Genomic DNA, 17,864 nt, shown 5'->3' with positions numbered 1-17,864 from the left:
CCATACGCTCAAGATGACGAAGCAATAGGAGAGACCCCATGACCCGACCACCGATCAGACTCACCGACCCGGTCGGCCCCGCCGGTGCGCCGCTCGTGGTGCTCGGCCACTCCCTCGGTACGGGCATCCTGCTCTGGGAGAACGTCGTGCCGGCGCTCGCCGCCGAGTACCGCGTCGCGCTGCTCTCCCTGCCGGGGCACGAGCAGACGCCCGTGCCCGCGGAGCCGTTCACCCTCGCCGAGCTGGCCGACGCGGTGGCCGAGACAGGGCAGCAGCTCGCGGGCGGCCGCTTCCTGTACGCCGGCGTCTCGATCGGCGGCGCGCTGGGGCTGGAACTCGCGCTGGGGCATCCCGAGGCGCTGCTCGGAGCCGCGATCATCGCCTCGGGCGCCGCACTGGGCGGCGCGGAGCACTGGACGGCGCGAGCCGAGATGGTGCGGCAGCAGTCGCCCGCCGCGCTCGTGGGGCCCTCGTCGAAGACCTGGTTCGCGCCCGACTCGATCACGAACGAGCCGGTGCTCACCGGGCGGATCCTGCGCGTGCTGCAGGAGACTCCGTCGGAGGGGTACGCGCGCTGCGCCGAAGCGCTCGCGAAGTACGACCTGAGCTCGCGCCTGGGCGAGATCTCGGTGCCGATCCTCGCGGTCTACGGGGAGTTCGACACCGTGGGGCCGGAGGAGAAGCAGGATCAGATCGTGGCCGGGGTGCAGCGCGGCCGCAAGCTGCGCATCGACGGCGCCGCGCACCAGCCGCCGGCCGAGCAGCCCGCCGCCGTGTCCGAGGCCCTGCTCGCCTTCTTCGCGGAGACCGCACGATGACGGGCGGATCGCACCGGGAGGGTCCCGCGGACCGAGCGCCGGGCGAGGGGCTCGGCGACGCCGAGCGCTACGAGCGCGGCATGACGGTGCGCCGAGAGGTGCTCTCGGACGAGCACGTGGATCGTGCGACCGCGAGCACCACCGACTTCACCGCCGACTTCCAGGACTTCATCACGCGCACGGCCTGGGGTGACATCTGGTCCCGGCCCGGCCTCTCGCGCCGGGAGCGCTCCGTGGCCGTGCTGACCGCGATGCTCGCGCTCGGGCACCACGGCGAGTTCGCGATGCATGTCGCCGCGGCTCGCCGCAACGGGCTCACGGTCGACGAGATCAAAGAGGTGATCCTGCAGGCGGGCCTCTACTGCGGCGTGCCGGTGGCGAATGAGGGCTTCAAGCTGGCGCGAGAGGTGCTCGAGGAGCTCGGGGAGCTGTAGGCGCCCCTATCCGCCGTACCGCGCCCGCAGCTCCGCCTTGCGCACCTTGCCCGATGCCGTGCGCGGGAGTTCGTCGACCACGACGACGCGCTTCGGCAGTTTGTAGCGCGCGAGTCTCCCGTCGAGCGCAGCGCGGACCGCGTCGGTGTTCACCTGCGCCGGATCCGTCCCCGCCGCGACGGTCAGCACCGCCCACGGCACCTCGCCCCACTGCTCGTCGGGGATCCCGATCACCGCGGCCCCGGTGACCCCTTCGATGCTGTTCAGGTGGTCCTCGATCTCGGCGGGGTAGATGTTCTCGCCACCGGAGATGATCATGTCCTTCAGGCGGTCCGAGATGAAGAGGTACCCGTCCTCGTCGAGGTAGCCGAGGTCGCCGGAGTGGAACCAGCCGTCCTCGGCGAACGCCGAGGCGGTCGCCTCGGGCAGCCCGTGATAGCCCGGGAAGACGTTGGGGCCGCGCACCTTGATCTCGCCCACCGTTCCGCGAGGAACGACGGCGCCGGTCTCCGCGTCGGTGATCCGCACCTCGGTGAAGAAGTGCGGAAGGCCCACGCTGCCCTGCTTCTCGCGGCTCATCTCGGGCCGCAGGTAGGAGGCGCCCGGAGAGGTCTCGGTCATGCCGTACCCCTGGGAGAAGCTCAGTCCCCGGGCCTCGTACGCGTCGATGATGCGGGTGGGCACGGCCGAGCCGCCGCACGTGAGCTTGTTGAGACTCGACAGATCCGCCGACCCCCAGCGCTCATGATCGGCCAGGAGCTGGTAGGTCGTGGGTACGCCGCTGAGGCTCGTCACCCGATAGCGTTCGATGAGTTCCAGCGCCCGGCCGGCGTCGAAGCTCTGCTCGAGCACCATCGTGGCCCCCTTCAAGATGATGGGCAGCGCACCCATGCCGAGGGCCGCCGCGTGGAACAGCGGCGAGATCATGAGCGCCACGTCGCTCGAGACGAGGTCGTAGTCGAGGGCGGTGTTGATGCTCACCCACGTGAGATTGCCGTGGCTCAGCACTGCACCCTTCGCCTTGCCCGTGGTGCCCGAGGTGTACATGATCATGGCCGGGTCGGTCGGGACGACGGCCGCGTCGAGGTGACCGCCGACGCCCGCGCGCAGCAGCGGGCGCAGTCCGGGCAACCCGTCCGAGCCCTCTTCGCCCGTCTGCAGGCGGTGGGCGACGCCGGCGCGTTCGGCGACCTCGGCGACACGATCGGTGAAGTCGGGCCCGTGCACGAGCACTCGGGCGCCGCTGTCGGCCAACACGTGTTCGATCTCGGGCGGGGCCAGACGGGTGTTCACGGGTACGAAGATCGCGCCGAGCTGCGCGCAGCCGAACAGCGTCATGAGGAACTCGGGGCAGTTCTCACCGATGAACGCGACCGCGTCGCCCCTGCCGATGCCGTGCTGGGCGAGCAGCCCGCTCATGGCATCGGTGAAATCGGCCAGCTGCCGGTAGCTCATCTCGCGCCCGTCGCCGTAGACGAGGGCGGTCTTGTCGGGTGTCGTCTGGCGGCGCTTGGGGAGCCAAGCGCCGAGTCCGTGATTCTGCATGCTGTCTCTTCGTCGAGGGGTGCGGCGGGTCGGGGGAGTGTTCGGGATCGCGGTTCGGGATCCTCCGATCGCGGATCCCGAACCGCCGGGGTGCCTACGCGTAGAAGCGGTAGAGGCCGCGTGCGACGAGGGCGGGCTTCGATCCGCCCTCGATCTCAACAGTCTGGTCGACGGTGAACTGGAAACCGCCGGGAATCTCCGTGACCTCGGCAATGACGGCATTCATGCGTACGCGCGCGCCGACCTGCACGGGGGAGACGAAGCGCACCTTGTCGAGGCCGTAGTTCACCTTCGTGGTGACGCCCTCGAGGTCGAACAGCTCGGTCCAGAACTTCGTCGCGAGCGACAGCGAGAGGAAGCCGTGGGCGACCGGACCGCCGAAGGGGCTCTCGGCGGTGGCGCGCTCGGGGTCGACGTGGATCCACTGGTGATCGTCGACGGCGTCGGCGAAGAGGTTCACCCGATCCTGGGTGACCTCGAGCCACTCGGAGAAACCGAGGTCGGTTCCGGCCAGGGAGGGCGCGTCGGCGTAGGCGGCGATGGTGGTCATGAGTGCTCCTTGGTGAGGGGGGTTGGTGGGGTGCCGCCCCCTTCGACAGGCTCAGGGGGCGGAGGGGATCAGGTGAAGGCGGAGACGCCGGTGAGCGCCCGTCCGACGATGAGCGAGGTGATCTCGTGGGTTCCCTCGTAGGAGTAGACGGCTTCGGCGTCGGCGAAGAAGCGGGCGATGTCGTGCTCGAGCAGCAGGCCGTTGCCGCCGGCGATCTCGCGGCCGAGCGCCACGGTTTCTCTGGCGTGCAGCGCGGTCCACATCTTCGCGAGCGACGAGTTCTCGTCCTGATGGGTGCCGGCGTCCTGGTGCAGGCTCAGCTGCACGACGAGGCCGAGCGAGGCGGTGAGATTGCCGAGCATGCGCGCGAGCTTCTCCTGCACCAGTTGGAAGCCGCCGACCGGGCGACCGAACTGCTCGCGTTCGCGCACGTAGCCGAGCGCCGCCTCCAGCGCACCGGCCTGCAGCCCGGTCGCGATCCACGCCACATCGGAGCGCATGGCCCCGAGAATGCGGGCGACATCGCGCCACGAGTTCACGCCCTGCAGCCGTGCCGATTCGGGGACTCGTACGCGATCGAGGCGGATCGCCGAGTTCTGCATCGGGCGCAGCGAGATCTTGCCCGAGATGGTCTCCAGGCCGACACCCTCCGCCTCGCGCGGCACGAGGAATGCCTTGACCTCTCCGTCGGCCGTGTCGCGCGCGAACACGGCGAGCACGTCGGCCGAGACGGCGCCGCCGATCCACCGCTTCTCTCCCTCGAGCACCCAGTCCTCGCCGTCGCGACGTGCCGTCGTGGCCAGGCCTCCGGCGATGTCGGATCCGTGATCGGGCTCGGTCAGGGCGAAGACGCCTTTCAGGGCGAATGCCCGCACAAGGGGGTCGAGCTCGGCGGCCTGCTCGGCAGACCCGCCGAGGCGCACGGTGGTGCGGAAGAGGCCCGACTGCGCGTTGTACAGGGTCGCGACCGACACGTCGGTGCTCGCGAGCACGTAGTTGCGGAAGCCGGAGAAGAGCGACGAGTCTGCCTCGGCCTCGCTCACGCCCTCGGGGCGCATGAGGTCGAGCGGCACCAGCGCTTCGAGGATCTCGGACGGCATCGTCGCGGCCTCCCACGCCTCGGCGAGCAGCGGGCGCACGCGGGCATCGAGCGTGCTCCGCAGGCCGGCGAGCGCGCCGCGCGCGGCCTCGCTCAGGTGGGATCGCGCGAAACCGAGCGGATCGATGCCGATCGCCGGGTCGGCGGCGATACCGTGGGCGGCGGTGAGGGCCGGGATCGCGGGGTCGCCCGCGCGCGTGCTCATGCCGTGTCTTCCAGGCCGAGCAGCCGAACCGCGTTGTGCTTCATGATGCCGGGCAGCGCCTCGGGCTTGAGGCTGGTCGCCTCGATGTCACTCACCCATCGGTCGGGCGTGATGAGCGGGAAGTCGGAGCCGAAGAGCACCCGGTCCTTCAGGATCGTGCCCGCGTATCGCACGAGTTCTGCGGGGAAGTACTTCGGGCTCCACCCCGAGAGATCGATCCAGGTGTTGTGCTTGTGCGTCGCCACCGACAGCGCCTCCTCCTGCCACGGCACGGAGGGGTGCGCCATCACGATCTGCAGATCGGGGAAGTCAGCGGCGACGCCGTCGAGCAGCATCGGGTTCGAGAGCGCGAGCCGCAGTCCGCGACCGCCGGGGAGCCCCGCGCCGATGCCCGTCTGCCCGGTGTGGAACAGGGCCACGACGCCCGCCTGCTGCAGGGCCGCGTAGAGCGGGTAGTGCTGCTCGTCGCTCGGGTCGAAGCCCTGCACGGTCGGGTGGAACTTGAAGCCGCGCACTCCGTGATCCTCGACGAGGCGCCGCGCCTCGTCGACCGCGGCCGCGCCTCGCAGCGGGTCGACGGAGCCGTAGGGGATGAGCACGTCGTTGTGGCGGGCCGCCCCCTCGGCGATCTCGGCGCTCGGGATCGGCTCCTGCCCGAGCCGGGTGCGGGCATCGACGGTGAAGACCACCGCGGCCATGCGGCGCTCGCGATAGTAGTCGGCGATCGCGTCGAGCTCGGGACGGGGCCCATCGGTGCGGAAGTACGCGCTCGCGGCCTCGGCGAGGTCGACGGGCAGCGACGAGTGGCCGTGCGCGCCGATCTCGATGTGCACGTGCGTGTCGATCGCGACGAGAGCGTCGACGTCGATCGCGGGTTCGTAGCGGGTCATGGCGGTCGACCCTAGGCCTGCGGGGGCTGGAGCTCTTCGGGCAGGGCCGGGAACCTCTCGCCGACCGACTGCAGCTGCTCGCCCACGGTCACGGGGAACTCCGACTCGAGCGCCGAGGCGGTCCAGCCGCCCTCGTTGAAAGCGCTGAGCACGGGTTCCGGGTGAGACCACAGCTGCAGGCGGTCGCCGCCCACGCCGATGGCCTGGCCGGTGACATCTGCGGCGGCGTCGGAGGCGAGGTGGGCGATGAGCGGGGCGACGTCGGCGGCGGTGCCGAAGCCGAGCGTCTTGCGGAAGAAGTCGGGCATGGGCTCGCCCTGCTGGTCGGCCGCGACGGCGGCGTGGAAATAGGGCACGGTCGCGGTCATCGCGGTCGCGGCCACCGGGATCACGGCGTTGGCGGTGATTCCGGCCTTCTTGAGCTCGAGCGCCCAGGTGCGCACCATGCCGACGATGCCGGCCTTCGCCGCTGCGTAGTTGGTCTGGCCGAAGTTGCCGCGCTGACCGGTGGGAGAGCCGATGCAGATGATGCGTCCCCCCTCGCCCTGCTCGCGCATGCGGATCACGGCCTCGCGCACGCAGGTGAAGGTGCCGCGCAGGTGCACGTTCGTCACCAGGTCGAAGTCGTCGTCGCTCATCTTCCACAGCACCGTGTCGCGCAGCACGCCGGCATTGGTGACGAGGATGTCGAGCCGTCCGTAGTGCTCGAAGGCCGCGTCCACGAGCTGCTTCGCGGTCTCGGTGGGGCCGACCGGCGCGACGACCGCCACGGCGGTGCCGCCGTCGGCCTCGATGCTCGCGACGGCCTCGGCTGCGGTGGCGGCGTCGACGTCGTTGACGACGACGGATGCCCCCTGCCGTGTGAGCTCCTGGGCGTAGGCGAGGCCGAGGCCTCGGCCCGAGCCGGTGACGATGGCGACTTTGCCTGCGAGCGACATGATGGGGACTCCTTCGGTTGGATCTGAGCACATGCTTCCATAAATAGTTGAAAAATTCAATGATTGTGAAAACCCGGCTATTGGTACAGTGGTGGGTATGGCGGAGAAGCGCGACCGGGTGCCCGAGTTCGACGAGCGGTGGCGCGACAGCACGCTGGCGGAGGACCTCAGCTTCCTGCTCGCGAGAGCCAATGCCAACTCGCTCGCCATCGGGCATCGGGCGCTGCGCGCATTCGGGCTCAAGTCGCGGTCCTACTCCGTGCTCTCGCTCGCCTGCGACGACCTGCGTCCGTCGCAGCGGGAGCTCGCCGACTTCCTGCGCCTCGATCCCAGCCAGGTCGTCGCCATCATCGACGGGCTGGAGGAGCGGGGCCTCGTCCGTCGCGAGACCGATCCGCGCGATCGGCGCTCGAGAGTGATCGTGCCGAGCGATGAGGGAAGGCGACTCGAGCGCGAGGCGCGCGCGGCTGTGCTCGCGGCCGAGTCGGAGCTGCACGCGTCGTTCACCGGCGAGGAGCGCGCGCGGTTCGCCGAGCTGCTGCGGCGTCTCGCGTTCGTCCCCGAATCCTGATCCGGGACCTCGCCCGCGCCTGATCCTATGTCGAATCGGCGTCTGATCCGGCGTCTCGCCCGCGCCTGATCCCAGGATTCTTCTGCGCCTCCTCGCAGAGGGGCTTGACCCTGCCGCACCTTCTTGGCATCATTGATGTCAACAGTGTTGGCAACGGTGTCGACACGCGCACGGAGGTCATCGATGACAGGGTTCGCCGACACGCTGCTGCTGGGTGGGAACACCTACGATCCGGGTGCCGCGCGCTCCGCCCCCGGAGGGGTGGCGATCGCGGAGGGGCAGATCATCGCGGTGGGGCCCGACGCGGAGCTGCTGCCGCTGCGCGGTCCCGATACCGACGTCGTCGACGTCTCGGGTCGTCTCGTGATCCCGGGGTTCCAGGACGCCCATATCCATCCGGTGCAGGGCGGCATCGAGATGCTGCAGTGCGATCTCACGGGGGTGGCGAACGCCGAGGAGTGCTTGGCGACGGTCGCGGACTACGCCGCCGCGCACCCGGATGAGGAGTGGATCATCGGCTCCGGCTGGTCGTCGGAGCACTTCCCGGCGGGTCGCCCGTCCCTGGCGGCACTCGACGCGGTGGTGCCCGACCGGCCGGCGGTGCTCGGCAACCGCGACCATCACGGCTGCTGGGTCAACACGGCCGCGCTGCGCCTGGCTGGGATCACCCGCGACACTCCGGATCCCGCCGATGGCCGCATCGGCCGCGACGCCGATGGTGAGCCCGACGGCAACCTCTACGAGGGGGCCATGCTGCTCGTGCGCGCCCGGCAGCCCGAGCTCACGCTCGACCTCGCACGCCGCGGCCTGCTGGCCTCGCAGCGCTACCTGCACAGCCTCGGCGTCACCGCCTGGCAGGACGCGATCCTCGGATACGACCTCGCGCCCGAGATCGCGATGGGCGCGTACCTGGCCGCCGACCGCGACGGCGACCTCACGATGCGGGTCACCGGCTGCCTGTGGTGGGAGCGCGGTCGCGGTGTCGAGCAGATTCCCGAGAAGCTGGCGGCGCGGGCGCGTATGGCCGCCGAGATGTCGCCCGAGCGGTGGCGCGGCACCGCGATCAAGATCATGGTCGACGGCGTCACCGAGACCTTCACCGCAGCCGTGCATGAACCCTACCGCGACGCCTGCGGCCACGTGCTCGAGAACCGCGGCATCTCCTTCTTCGATCCGGATGAGCTCAAACGTCACGTCGTCGCGCTCGACGCGGAGGGCTTCACCGTGCACTTCCACGCGCTGGGCGACCGGGCGGTCACCGAGGCGCTCGACGCAGTGGCGGCCGCTCGCGCCGCAGGCGGCGATCCCGCGCGCCCGCACCACCTCGCGCACCTGCAGCTCGTGTCGCCCGAAGACCTGCCCCGCTTCGCCGAACTCGGGGCCGTGGCCAATCTGCAGATGCTGTGGGCGGCGCACGCGCCCGCGAACGACGAGCTCACGATCCCCTTCGTCTCGCCCGCGCACGCCGACCGGCTCTACCCGTTCGGAGAGCTCCACGCGGCGGGTGCGGCCTTCGCCGCGGGCAGCGACTGGCCGGTGAGCACCCCGGATCCGCTGGCGGCGATCCACGTCGGGGTCAATCGCGTCGAGGGAGCCGACGGATCCCGCCCCTTCGGCGGAGAGCGGCAGAGACTCGACCTCGCGACTGCGCTGACCGCCTACACCGCCGGTACCGCGCGGGTGAGCGGCCACGCTCACGAGACGGGGCGGCTCCTGCCGGGCTTCGTCGCGGATCTGGCCGTGATCGACCGCGATCTCTTCGAGATCGACCCGCTCGGGATCGCGGAGGCCCGTGTGCTGCGCACCTACGTCGGCGGTCGGCAGGTGTTCGCCCGGGAATGATGCGGGGCGGTAACGATCTCGTTTCGGCCGATCGTGAGGGGTTGACCGATCCGGATCGATCATCTTTAATCATTGAATAATTCAATCATTCTCAATTTCAACTGAATTGCATCGCCGCTCGCCTCCGAAGAGGACAGAGCCGGTTTCACTGGGCGGTGGGTCGTCTTGACTCACCCGTTCCCCACCAACGCACCACCCACCGAGTCCCGTTCAACGTCGAAAGGACACACCATGACACACGGCATCACGCGCCCCGCAGTGGCGCTCGCCATCGGAGGCGCGCTTCTGCTGACCGCCTGCAGCGGCGGAGGCGGCGGAGGCGGTGGTGGTGAGGCGCCGGTCGACACCGACACGATCCGCGCCACCATCGACATCCCCGCGACCTTCGACCCCGCGGTCGGCATGTCCCTGCCCGACTTCATGCTCGCCCGCGCCAGCTTCGACACCCTCGTGCGCATGGACGAGAGCGGCCCCGTGCCGGGCCTCGCGGCCTCCTGGGAGGCGACGCCGGAATCGACCACCTTCACGCTGCGCGACGGGATCACCTGCTCCGATGGAACGCCGATCACGGCGACCGTCGTGAAGGACTCGCTCGAGACCTACGCGAACTCGCCCGGCACCATCGTGCCGCAGACTTTCGGCAGCCAGATGCCGAGCATCTCGGCCGACGACGCCGCAGGCACGGTCACGATCGACCTCGAGCGACCCTGGGCCTATCTCGTCCAGGCGCTCGCCTCCTCGCCCACGGGCATCGTGTGCCCCGCCGGGCTCGCGGATCCCGAGGGTCTCGCCGCCGGGCACGTCGAAGGCGCCGAGTCCGGACCCTACATCCTGCGCAACGCGGAGTCGGGCGTGCGATACAGCTACGAGCTCCGCGACGACTACGACCAGTGGCCGGAGTGGACGACCGACATCGCCGGTGAACCCGCGAAGCACCTCGAGTACGTCGTCTCGCCCGACACCTCGGCGACCACGAACCTCGTGCTCGACGGTCAGCTGGACATCGCGAAGGTTCAGCCCGAGTCCACCGATCGCTTCGCCGATCGCGACGGCTACGCGGTCACCCCGTTCCTCTTCAGCGACTTCTACTTCATCTTCAACGAGCGCGAGGGCAGTCCCTTCACCGACGCGGCCGTGCGCACCGCAGTGGTGCAGGCGATCAACCGCGAGGAGTTCAACAACGTCGTGCAGCTGGGCGGCGGCGAACTGTCGACGACTCTCGCCTCCTCCGCAGCGTCCTGCGTGACCGGCGAGCCGAACCCGGCGCTCATCGACTACGACCCAGAGGCGGCGGCATCGGCGCTGCAGGGTGTGACGATCCGACTCGTCGGCCCGCAGGTCGTCGGCACCAACGGCGCGGGCAACGTCTACGTGCAGGAGGCCCTGCGAGCGGCCGGTGCGACCGTCGAGCTGCAGAACGTCGACGTGGGCACCTGGATCTCGACGGTCTACACGCAGCCGGGCGACTGGGATCTCACGATCTTCGCCGACCTCAACTTCCTCGGCACGCTCGCCAGCCCGATCGGCGCCTTCGTGGGGCCGGAGATCCTCGAGGGCGGGGCCAACATCGGCGGCACGCAAGCCGATGGCGTCGAGGAGCTGTTCGAGGACGCCCGCGGCGAAGCCGACGAGGAGGCGCGCTGCGACACTCTGAACGAGGCCGCGAACATCCTGATCTCTGAGGCGCACACCGCCCCGCTGCTCGTCGAGAACTACCTCTACGCGCAGCGCCCGGGCTTCGAGGCTCACATGCTGGGCGGTTCGCTCGACGACCACATCTTCCGCATCGTCGGCTGACACCGGTGCCGCCGGGCCGGTCCCGGCGGCACCCCCGTTCTCACACCTCCGTCGAAAGTCAGGTTCCATGATCACCCCAACCAGCTCAGCGCTCGACATCGCCGCGGCCATCCGGGCCGGCGAGGCGAGCCCCGTCGAGGTGGCCGAGATGTACCTCGAGCAGATCGAGACCCGCGGCGACGCGGTCAACGCGATCGTGTGGCTCGATCGCGAAGACGTACTGCGCCGGGCGCGCGAGTCCGAGGTGCGGCTGCGCGCCGGCGACGAGAGCCGCCCATTCGAGGGGGTGCCCATTCCCATCAAGGATCTCAGCAGCGTCGCGGGACAGCCCAACACCATGTCGTCGCTCTCGGTCTCGGACGCCCCCCGCGAAGAGACCGACATCGACGTGCGGCTGCTCGAGGAGGCGGGATTCGTGCTGCTCGGCCGCTCGAACAGTCCCGAGTTCGGGCCGCTCACGGCCTCCGAGAATCCTCGTCACGGCAAGACCCGCAACCCGTGGAACCTCGAGTACACCTCGGGAGGATCCAGCGGGGGCGCGAGCGCCGCCGTGGCCGGGGGATTCGCCCCCATCGCGCACGCCTCCGACGGCGGCGGCTCGATCCGAGTGCCCTCGAGCGTCACCGGCCTCGTCGGCCTCAAGCCGAGTCGCGGTCGCGTGCCGGCGGAGGTGCGGGGCTGGGAGCACTCGACCACCTCCGGGGTGATCGCGCGGACTGTCGCCGACTCCGCCGCGGCGCTCGACGTGCTCTCGCCGTTCGATCCACTGGCCTGGTACTCGGCCCCGCAGCCCGAGCGCCCCTTCTCCGCGGAGGTGGGAGCGGATCCCGGCAGGCTGCGCATCGGGCTCGTGATCGATCCGCCGACCGGCCTGCCCGTCGATCGGGCCAATCTCGACGCGGTGCACGCCGCCGCGTCGGCGCTCGAGGCACTCGGCCACATCGTCGAACCCGCCGCTCCCTTCCTCTTCTCGCCCGAGGCGGGCAAGGGTTTCGTCGATCTCGTGATCAGCGCGAGCGTGTTCGCCTCGCCCTACGAGGACGTCGAACTCGTCGACCCCTACATCAGGTACCGCATCGAGCAGGCGAAGCGCTTCCACTCGGGGGAGTACGCGGCCCTCGCCGGGCTGCTGCAGTGGGAGACGCGGCAGGTCAACGCCCAGTTCGGCCGCGACTTCGACCTGCTGCTCACCCCGACCATGGCGGTCTCGACGCCGCGGGTCGGCGAGGTCTACGACGAGGCGAACCGCACTCCCGACGCGCCGCGGCTCACCGAGGCGCGCCAGGTGAGCTTCACCGCCTGGGTCAATATCGCGGGCCTGCCCGCCGTCTCCCTGCCGGTGCACACCGATGAGCGCGGCCTCCCCGTTGGCGCCCAGCTCGTCGGCGCTCCCTTCGGCGAGGCCCGGCTGATCCGCGTCGCGTCCCAGCTCGAGCCGGTCTTCGACTGGGCGCATCGCCTCGCCCCCGGACTGGAAGCGCGCTGATGGCGACCGCACCCCTGCTGCCCGGCGACTCCACGCAGCACATCGTCACCGTTCGCGCCGCGCGCGGCGGATCGCGATCCTGGCTGCGCTCCGACTGGGCGCTCTTCGCCTACCGGCGCCTCGGCGGGCTCGCGCTCTCCGCCGCGCTGCTCGTGGTCGTGACCTTCCTCATTGTCCCGCTGATCCCGGGCGATCCCGCGGTGGCGATGCTCGGCACCCAGGCCACTCCGGAGGCGGTCGCCGCACTGCGGGCGCGCATGGGCCTCGACCAGCCCCTGCTCGCCCAGTTCGCCGCGTTCGTCGGCGGGATCTTCCAGGGCGAGTTCGGCCGCTCGTTCCGGTACGGGGTTCCGGTGGCCGAGATCATCTCCACGAAGCTGCCCTACACCGCGACGCTCGCGCTCGGTTCGATCGTCGTCGTGCTGCTCGTGGCCATCCCGCTCGGCATGCTCGTGGGGGTGCTCACCCGCGGCGGCAAGCGAGGGCCGCTGTCGACCGTGTTCGGCACGATCGCGGGCTTCCTCGCCTCCTTCCCCGCCTACGTCGCCGGCACGGTGCTCGTGATCGTCTTCGCGATCTGGCTCGGGGTGCTGCCGGCCGGCGGCGTCGACCGTCCGGGCTACGCGATCCTCCCCGTCGCGGCACTCGCGCTCGGCCCGACCTTCGCCGTCGCACGAGTGGTGCGGCAGGAGACGTACACGGTGCTGCAGCAGGACTTCATGCGCACCGCGAAGGGGCATCGGCTGCGGGCGCTCCGGCTCTACATCGTGCACGCGCTGCCGAACCTGATGGCGAGCACCCTGACGCTCACGGGCCTGATCCTCGCCAGCCTCATCGGCGGCACCGTCGTCATCGAGACGGTGTTCTCCTATCCGGGGCTCGGGCTCGAGGTCGTGCAGTCGATCATCTACAAGGACTACCCGACGATCCAGGGCATCATCCTGGTGATCGGCTCGCTCGCCATCCTCATCAACCTGCTCGTCGACATCGTGCTCGGCGTCATCGACCCGCGCACACTCGGAGGAGGGCATCATGGCTGAACCCGGCAAGACCAGGCGGCGCTTCGCCCCGTCGCTCACGGCCGGCCTCATCATGGGCGGGGTGCTGATCCTCATCGCGATCGTCGCCCCGATCGTCCTGGGAACCGAGGCCGAGGCCCTCGGCGGTGGCTCGCGACAGGGCCCGAGCGCCGAGCACCTGCTCGGCACCGACGCGCTCGGCCGCGACGTGCTCGCGCGCTCCCTGGTGGCCACCCGGCTGACCCTGCTGATGGCCGCCGGCGCCACCGCGCTCTCAGTGACCGTGGGCGTGCTGATCGGAGGCCTCATCTGGCTCGCCCCGCGGCTGCTGCGCGAGTTCGTGCTGCGCATCATCGACGCCTCGGTGGCGTTCCCCGCGCTCGTGCTCGCGCTGGTGGTCGCGGCGATCCTCGGCCCGGGCAGCCTCTCGGCAGTCATCGCGATCGGCGTCGCCGGGATCCCGAGCTTCGCCCGCCTCACCTCGAACATGGTCGCGGGGGTCGCGCAACGCGACTTCGTCACCACCGCGCGACTGCTCGGCGTGCCCGGCTTCAAGCTGTTCTCGCGGCACCTGCTGCCGAACGTCTCGGGGCCGCTGCTCATCCTGATCACATCGAGCTTCGCTCTCGCACTGCTCGAGATCGCGAGCCTCTCGTTCGTCGGCCTCGGCGTGCAGAGCCCGGCGTTCGACTACGGCCAGCTGCTCAGCGACGGGCTCACCGGCATCTACTCGCAGCCCTGGCAGGCGATCGCACCGGCGACGATGCTCGTCTACGCCGGGATCGCGGTGATGCTCATCGGCGACGGTCTCGCGCAGACCCTCGACCCGGGACTGCGTGCGCGCAAGCTGGCCTCCCGGCTCGATCGCACCGAGCGCGAGCCGGTCGATGCCGCGCCGGAGGCCGTGGTCGAGGTGAACGACCTGCACGTGTACGCGCCGAACGGATCGGAGCTGGTGCGGGGCGTGAGCTTCGCGATCGGCCGGGGAGAGGTGCTCGGGCTCGTCGGCGAGTCGGGATCGGGCAAGTCGATGACCGCGATGGCGATCGCGGGTCTGCTCGCCGACGGTGTCCGCTCCGAGGCGCGCACCGTGCGTCTCGACGACATGGACCTGCAGGGCCGCAACCCGGCCAGGCGGCTGGCCACCGAGCTCGGGCTGGTTTACCAGGACCCCGGGACCACGTTCAATCCCGCGCTGCGCATGGGCGGCCAGCTCGCCGAGGTCGCGCGACTGCACCTCGGCCTCGGACGCCGGGCGTCCCGGGAGAAGGTGCGCGAATCGCTCGACCGCATCCACGTGCGGGACGCCGAGATGCGCATGAAACAGCACGCCTTCCAGTGGTCGGGCGGCATGCTACAGCGCGCCACGATCGCATCGGCCGTGCTCACCGAGCCGAAGCTCATCGTCGCCGACGAGCCGACCACGGCGCTCGACGTGACCGTGCAGGCGGAGGTGCTGCGCCAATTCCGGCGCATCAACCGCGACCGGGGCACCGCGATGCTGTTCATCTCGCACGACATCGGGGTGGTGCAGGAGCTCTGCGACACCGTGCTCGTGATGCGCTCGGGCGAGATCATCGAGCGGCTCACCGGCGCCGACCTCAAGGCGGGCCGTGTCGAGCACCCGTACACGCAGCAGCTGCTGGCGGCCTCGCCGCGCATGGACGACCCGATCGCGCACGAGGTCGTGCCGGAGATCGGGGCGGGAGCCGAGCCGGTGATCGGGGCGGCGATCGGATCGGTGGACGTCGGATCGGCGGACGTCGCCGCCGTTCCCGGGGACGGCACGGCGGAACGGAGCGAACGATGAGCGAGGAGATGCCGATGGAGATCGCAGCGGATCGGCGCGAGACCCGTCTGGAGGCGAAAGACCTCGAGGTCGTGCTCGGCCGTGGCGTCCGCGCGACGCGCGTGCTGCACGGGATCTCGTTCCGGATCGAGGCGGGAACGACGGTCGGCCTCGTCGGCGAATCGGGATCGGGAAAGTCGACGATCGCGAAGACCGTCGTGGGAGTGCACCGCCCCGCCGCCGGATCGATCCTGTTCGACGGCGAGGACATCTCGGCCGCGCGGGGGAGGCGCCGCACCGAGCTGCGGCGTCGCATCCAGCTCATCCCGCAGGATCCCTACTCCTCGCTCGATCCGAGGCGCACCATCGGCCAGACGCTGGCCGAGGCGCTCGATCCGCGGCGGGCCTCCGTGCGCGAGCATCGCGACCGGATCAGCGAACTGCTGCGGCTCGTCGCGCTCGACGACGGCGCGATCGTCCGGTACCCCAGCGAGTTCTCGGGCGGGCAGCGCCAGCGCATCGCGATCGCGCGGGCGCTCGCCGTGAAACCGGATCTGATCATCGCCGACGAGATCACCTCGGCGCTCGATCTCTCGACGCAGGCCGAGATCCTCGAGCTGTTCGCGCGGCTCCGGGCCGAGCTGCGGCTGACGGTGCTGTTCGTCTCCCACAACCTGGCGGTGGTGCGTCAGGTCAGCGACGAGGTCGTGGTGCTGCTGCACGGCGACATCGTCGAGCAGGGAGCCGGGGATCAGGTGCTGCGGCGACCCGAGCACGCCTACACCGAGCGGCTGCTCGCCTCCGTGCCGGGCGGTCCGGGGTTCAGTCTCGACTGAGGTTCAGACCGTGCGGCCCGCGTGTCCGTCGTGGCGCGTGCGCCGGACGGCCGTATCCAGGGCAGGATGGAGGAAGTGGATCGTGCAACGGGAATGAGGCGGAAGAGATGACGGAGCAGGTCGTAGCCGCGGGCGGCAGACGCCGAGCGGGCGGGCGCACGCGGTTGAGCCGCGAGTCGATCATGGCCTGTGCGCAGGAGCTCGCCGCGCGCCCGGAGGTCGGCACGCTGAGCATCCGCGATCTCGGTCGTGAGCTGGGCGTCGATCCGAGCTCCATCTACCGGCATTTCCAGAACAAGAACGACCTGATGACCGCGCTTGTCGAGGCGCAGGCGGTCGAGACGCTCGCCCGCGTCGACACCGACCCGGCGCGAGACTGGCGTGACGTGCTCATGGACATCGCCGAGGTCGGCCTCGAGATCCGGCTGCGGTACCCCGTCATCGGTGCCGACGCCGCCGCGATCGTCACCGAGAGCACCGACATCATCGAGGCGATCCTCGCGGCCTTCTCCCGGGCAGGCCTGCAGAAGGACCGCCTCGTCGAGTTCTACACGCTCTACGCCAGCTACGTGCTGAGCTTCAGCGGTTCGATCGCGCGGTCGCGCATCGAGTACGGCGATGAGATCGCTGATCGGGCGTGGGCGGAGGACGTGCGCGCCGCCTCGGACGCGACCCACCCGACCGCGAGTCGGCACCGCGAACGGATCCTGGCGCTCGGAGACGTCGACGTCTACCGCGTCGGGGTGCGGCTGATCCTGGAGGCCGCTGCCGCCGCCGCTGCCGCCGCGCGGTCCGAAGGCGCGTGACCACGCGGGATCGCGGCACTCGCGCGGGCGGAACCGTGCTGCGCAGCCTCTTCGCGCTGCCCCCGGGCCCGGCTCCGCGCCGCTGGATCGCGACCCGGGCGGCGCTCTCCATCGGCGTGCCCTTCGGAGCGCTCACGCTGCTCGGGCACGAGGGCATCGGCCTGCAGGCGGCGGCGGGGGCGTTCGTCGCGCTGTTCTTCGCGAGTGCCGGGGCTGCGGAGCGGGCGAAGGCGCTGCCCATCGTCGGCGCCGCACTGCTCGCGTGCGCGGCGCTCGGGGTGGCCCTCTCGCCGTGGCCCTGGCTGCTCGCGGCCGGGCTCGTGGCGGTCGCGGTGTGCTCGAGCGCGCTCGCCTTCGCCTTCAGGGTGGGGCCGCCCGGCCCCGTCTTCTTCGTGCTGAGCTACGGGCTGTCGGCGAACATCACGGCGGTGGTCGACGGCTCGCGCATCACCGACCCCTGGACGTTCCTCGCCGCGATCACCGGCGGTGCCCTCTTCTCCTATCTCGTCGCGCTGACGCCGTTGCTGCGTCGGGCGGAGCGCTCCCGCCCGGTGCGTCCGCTGCGCGAGCTGCTGCCCGGGCCGTGGCTCGGCGCGGGCGAGCGCGAGCTGATCCTGCGCATCGCCGTCGTAGCGGTGCTCGGCACGCTCGCGACCGTGGCGCTGCTCGACCCGCATCGCGCCTACTGGACGGTCTCGGCTGGCGTCGCGGTGATCGGCCTCACGCCCTCGCGCGGCTCCTCCGTCGTGCGCGGACTGCACCGCACCGTGGGCACCCTGCTGGGTGCGGCCCTCGCCGTCGCGCTGGCCCCGCTCAGCGCGATCCCGCTGCTGCTCGTCGCCCTGCTGATGCTGCTGCAGTTCGGGATCGAGCTCATCGTCGTGCGCAACTACGCGCTCGCGCTCGTCTTCATCACCCCGCTCGTGCTGCTCATCACCGCCGCTGCCACCGGCACCGCCGACGTCACGGGCGCGGCGTGGGAGCGGGTGATCGACACGGCGATCGGATCGGCGCTCGCGGTCGCCACCGGCCTGGTTCACCGGCGTCCCGCCTGACCTTCGGGCCTCGGCACCGCCTGACGGCCGGGCCTTGGCACCGCCTGACGTTCGGGCCTCGGCTCCGCCTGACGGCCGGGCCCGCTGCACCGCAGCCCCTGCCCCGCACACGCGGAGTCCCGGATGGCTGCTTCCCCGTGACGGAAGCAGCCATCCGGGACTCCGTGGTGCGTTGACGCCCGCG

16 protein-coding genes are annotated in these 17,864 nt (G+C 70.7%); 11 read left to right on the top strand and 5 right to left on the bottom strand.

The features are described 5' to 3' along the window. The first annotated feature begins 38 nt into the window (after positions 1 to 38). Both AMS65_RS13120 and pcaC read left to right on the top strand, forming a co-directional pair. A complete protein-coding gene (locus AMS65_RS13120; protein WP_053384629.1) occupies positions 39 to 818 on the top strand; it encodes an alpha/beta fold hydrolase in 780 nt (259 codons plus the stop codon). Continuing rightward, a complete protein-coding gene (gene pcaC / locus AMS65_RS13115; RefSeq protein WP_075200998.1) occupies positions 815 to 1,252 on the top strand; it encodes a 4-carboxymuconolactone decarboxylase in 438 nt (145 codons plus the stop codon). Before AMS65_RS13120 ends, pcaC begins: the two co-directional genes overlap by 4 nt. A gap of 6 nt (positions 1,253 to 1,258) precedes the next feature. On the opposite strand, the gene AMS65_RS13110 is transcribed toward pcaC, so the two are convergent. From AMS65_RS13110 to AMS65_RS13090, 5 genes are all read right to left on the bottom strand, one after another. Next, complete coding sequence (locus tag AMS65_RS13110; RefSeq protein ID WP_053384628.1) at positions 1,259 to 2,797, bottom strand: acyl-CoA synthetase; 1,539 nt, start codon at positions 2,795 to 2,797, stop codon at positions 1,259 to 1,261. A gap of 94 nt (positions 2,798 to 2,891) precedes the next feature. Further along, complete coding sequence (locus tag AMS65_RS13105) at positions 2,892 to 3,347, bottom strand: MaoC family dehydratase (RefSeq protein ID WP_053384627.1); 456 nt, start codon at positions 3,345 to 3,347, stop codon at positions 2,892 to 2,894. Between the two features lie 68 nt (positions 3,348 to 3,415). Further along, a complete protein-coding gene (locus AMS65_RS13100) occupies positions 3,416 to 4,651 on the bottom strand; it encodes an acyl-CoA dehydrogenase family protein (RefSeq protein WP_083451700.1) in 1,236 nt (411 codons plus the stop codon). After that, positions 4,648 to 5,541 carry an amidohydrolase family protein gene (locus tag AMS65_RS13095; RefSeq protein ID WP_053384626.1) on the bottom strand — a complete coding sequence of 298 codons (894 nt, stop codon included), beginning with the start codon at positions 5,539 to 5,541 and terminating at the stop codon, positions 4,648 to 4,650. Before AMS65_RS13095 ends, AMS65_RS13100 begins: the two co-directional genes overlap by 4 nt. An 11-nt stretch (positions 5,542 to 5,552) precedes the next feature. After that, entirely contained in the window at positions 5,553 to 6,479 is a 927-nt protein-coding gene (locus AMS65_RS13090; protein WP_053384625.1) for an SDR family oxidoreductase, read from the bottom strand. Positions 6,480 to 6,576: 97 nt separating this feature from the next. On the opposite strand from AMS65_RS13090, the gene AMS65_RS13085 reads away from it, so the two are divergent. From AMS65_RS13085 to AMS65_RS13045, 9 genes are all read left to right on the top strand, one after another. Then, positions 6,577 to 7,050, top strand: a complete 474-nt coding sequence (locus tag AMS65_RS13085) for a MarR family winged helix-turn-helix transcriptional regulator (RefSeq protein WP_053384624.1) — start codon at positions 6,577 to 6,579, stop codon at positions 7,048 to 7,050. 183 nt (positions 7,051 to 7,233) lie between these two features. Then, the gene (locus tag AMS65_RS13080; protein ID WP_053384623.1) at positions 7,234 to 8,892 is read left to right on the top strand and encodes an amidohydrolase; all 1,659 of its coding nucleotides are present in this window, start codon (positions 7,234 to 7,236) and stop codon (positions 8,890 to 8,892) included. A 231-nt stretch (positions 8,893 to 9,123) separates the two neighbouring features. Then, positions 9,124 to 10,689, top strand: coding sequence for an ABC transporter substrate-binding protein (locus tag AMS65_RS13075; protein ID WP_053384622.1), 1,566 nt, complete (start codon positions 9,124 to 9,126; stop codon positions 10,687 to 10,689). A gap of 67 nt (positions 10,690 to 10,756) precedes the next feature. Continuing rightward, a complete protein-coding gene (locus AMS65_RS13070) occupies positions 10,757 to 12,175 on the top strand; it encodes an amidase (protein WP_053384621.1) in 1,419 nt (472 codons plus the stop codon). Continuing rightward, positions 12,175 to 13,215 carry an ABC transporter permease gene (locus AMS65_RS13065; protein WP_075200997.1) on the top strand — a complete coding sequence of 347 codons (1,041 nt, stop codon included), beginning with the start codon at positions 12,175 to 12,177 and terminating at the stop codon, positions 13,213 to 13,215. Before AMS65_RS13070 ends, AMS65_RS13065 begins: the two co-directional genes overlap by 1 nt. Beyond that, a complete protein-coding gene (locus AMS65_RS13060; RefSeq protein ID WP_075200996.1) occupies positions 13,208 to 15,004 on the top strand; it encodes a dipeptide/oligopeptide/nickel ABC transporter permease/ATP-binding protein in 1,797 nt (598 codons plus the stop codon). The genes AMS65_RS13065 and AMS65_RS13060 overlap by 8 nt, the downstream gene beginning before the upstream one ends. Beyond that, positions 15,001 to 15,819, top strand: a complete 819-nt coding sequence (locus AMS65_RS13055; protein WP_053384620.1) for an ABC transporter ATP-binding protein — start codon at positions 15,001 to 15,003, stop codon at positions 15,817 to 15,819. The genes AMS65_RS13060 and AMS65_RS13055 overlap by 4 nt, the downstream gene beginning before the upstream one ends. Positions 15,820 to 15,926: 107 nt before the next feature. Then, positions 15,927 to 16,625, top strand: a complete 699-nt coding sequence (locus AMS65_RS13050; RefSeq protein WP_053384619.1) for a TetR/AcrR family transcriptional regulator — start codon at positions 15,927 to 15,929, stop codon at positions 16,623 to 16,625. After that, positions 16,622 to 17,680 carry an FUSC family protein gene (locus tag AMS65_RS13045; RefSeq protein ID WP_053384618.1) on the top strand — a complete coding sequence of 353 codons (1,059 nt, stop codon included), beginning with the start codon at positions 16,622 to 16,624 and terminating at the stop codon, positions 17,678 to 17,680. The genes AMS65_RS13050 and AMS65_RS13045 overlap by 4 nt, the downstream gene beginning before the upstream one ends. Positions 17,681 to 17,864 lie beyond the last annotated feature (184 nt).

The sequence above is a fragment of the Leucobacter celer subsp. astrifaciens genome (assembly GCF_001273835.1).
Classification (GTDB): Bacteria; Actinomycetota; Actinomycetes; order Actinomycetales; family Microbacteriaceae; genus Leucobacter; species Leucobacter celer.
The sequence above is the reverse complement of the archived record's forward strand: the minus strand, read 5'-3'. Positions and strand labels throughout refer to the sequence as shown.

Excerpts from the sequence above, each read along its gene's own strand:
- AMS65_RS13050 (WP_053384619.1), top strand. The coding sequence starts at position 15,927 with ATGACGGAGCAGGTCGTAGCCGCGGGCGGCAGACGCCGAGCGGGCGGG.
- pcaC (WP_075200998.1), top strand. The coding sequence starts at position 815 with ATGACGGGCGGATCGCACCGGGAGGGTCCCGCGGACCGAGCGCCGGGC.
- AMS65_RS13065 (WP_075200997.1), top strand. The coding sequence starts at position 12,175 with ATGGCGACCGCACCCCTGCTGCCCGGCGACTCCACGCAGCACATCGTC.
- AMS65_RS13110 (WP_053384628.1), bottom strand. The coding sequence starts at position 2,797 with ATGCAGAATCACGGACTCGGCGCTTGGCTCCCCAAGCGCCGCCAGACG.
- AMS65_RS13070 (WP_053384621.1), top strand. The coding sequence starts at position 10,757 with ATGATCACCCCAACCAGCTCAGCGCTCGACATCGCCGCGGCCATCCGG.
- AMS65_RS13060 (WP_075200996.1), top strand. The coding sequence starts at position 13,208 with ATGGCTGAACCCGGCAAGACCAGGCGGCGCTTCGCCCCGTCGCTCACG.
- AMS65_RS13055 (WP_053384620.1), top strand. The coding sequence starts at position 15,001 with ATGAGCGAGGAGATGCCGATGGAGATCGCAGCGGATCGGCGCGAGACC.
- AMS65_RS13085 (WP_053384624.1), top strand. The coding sequence starts at position 6,577 with ATGGCGGAGAAGCGCGACCGGGTGCCCGAGTTCGACGAGCGGTGGCGC.
- AMS65_RS13100 (WP_083451700.1), bottom strand. The coding sequence starts at position 4,651 with ATGAGCACGCGCGCGGGCGACCCCGCGATCCCGGCCCTCACCGCCGCC.
- AMS65_RS13105 (WP_053384627.1), bottom strand. The coding sequence starts at position 3,347 with ATGACCACCATCGCCGCCTACGCCGACGCGCCCTCCCTGGCCGGAACC.
- AMS65_RS13095 (WP_053384626.1), bottom strand. The coding sequence starts at position 5,541 with ATGACCCGCTACGAACCCGCGATCGACGTCGACGCTCTCGTCGCGATC.
- AMS65_RS13090 (WP_053384625.1), bottom strand. The coding sequence starts at position 6,479 with ATGTCGCTCGCAGGCAAAGTCGCCATCGTCACCGGCTCGGGCCGAGGC.
- AMS65_RS13120 (WP_053384629.1), top strand. The coding sequence starts at position 39 with ATGACCCGACCACCGATCAGACTCACCGACCCGGTCGGCCCCGCCGGT.
- AMS65_RS13080 (WP_053384623.1), top strand. The coding sequence starts at position 7,234 with ATGACAGGGTTCGCCGACACGCTGCTGCTGGGTGGGAACACCTACGAT.
- AMS65_RS13075 (WP_053384622.1), top strand. The coding sequence starts at position 9,124 with ATGACACACGGCATCACGCGCCCCGCAGTGGCGCTCGCCATCGGAGGC.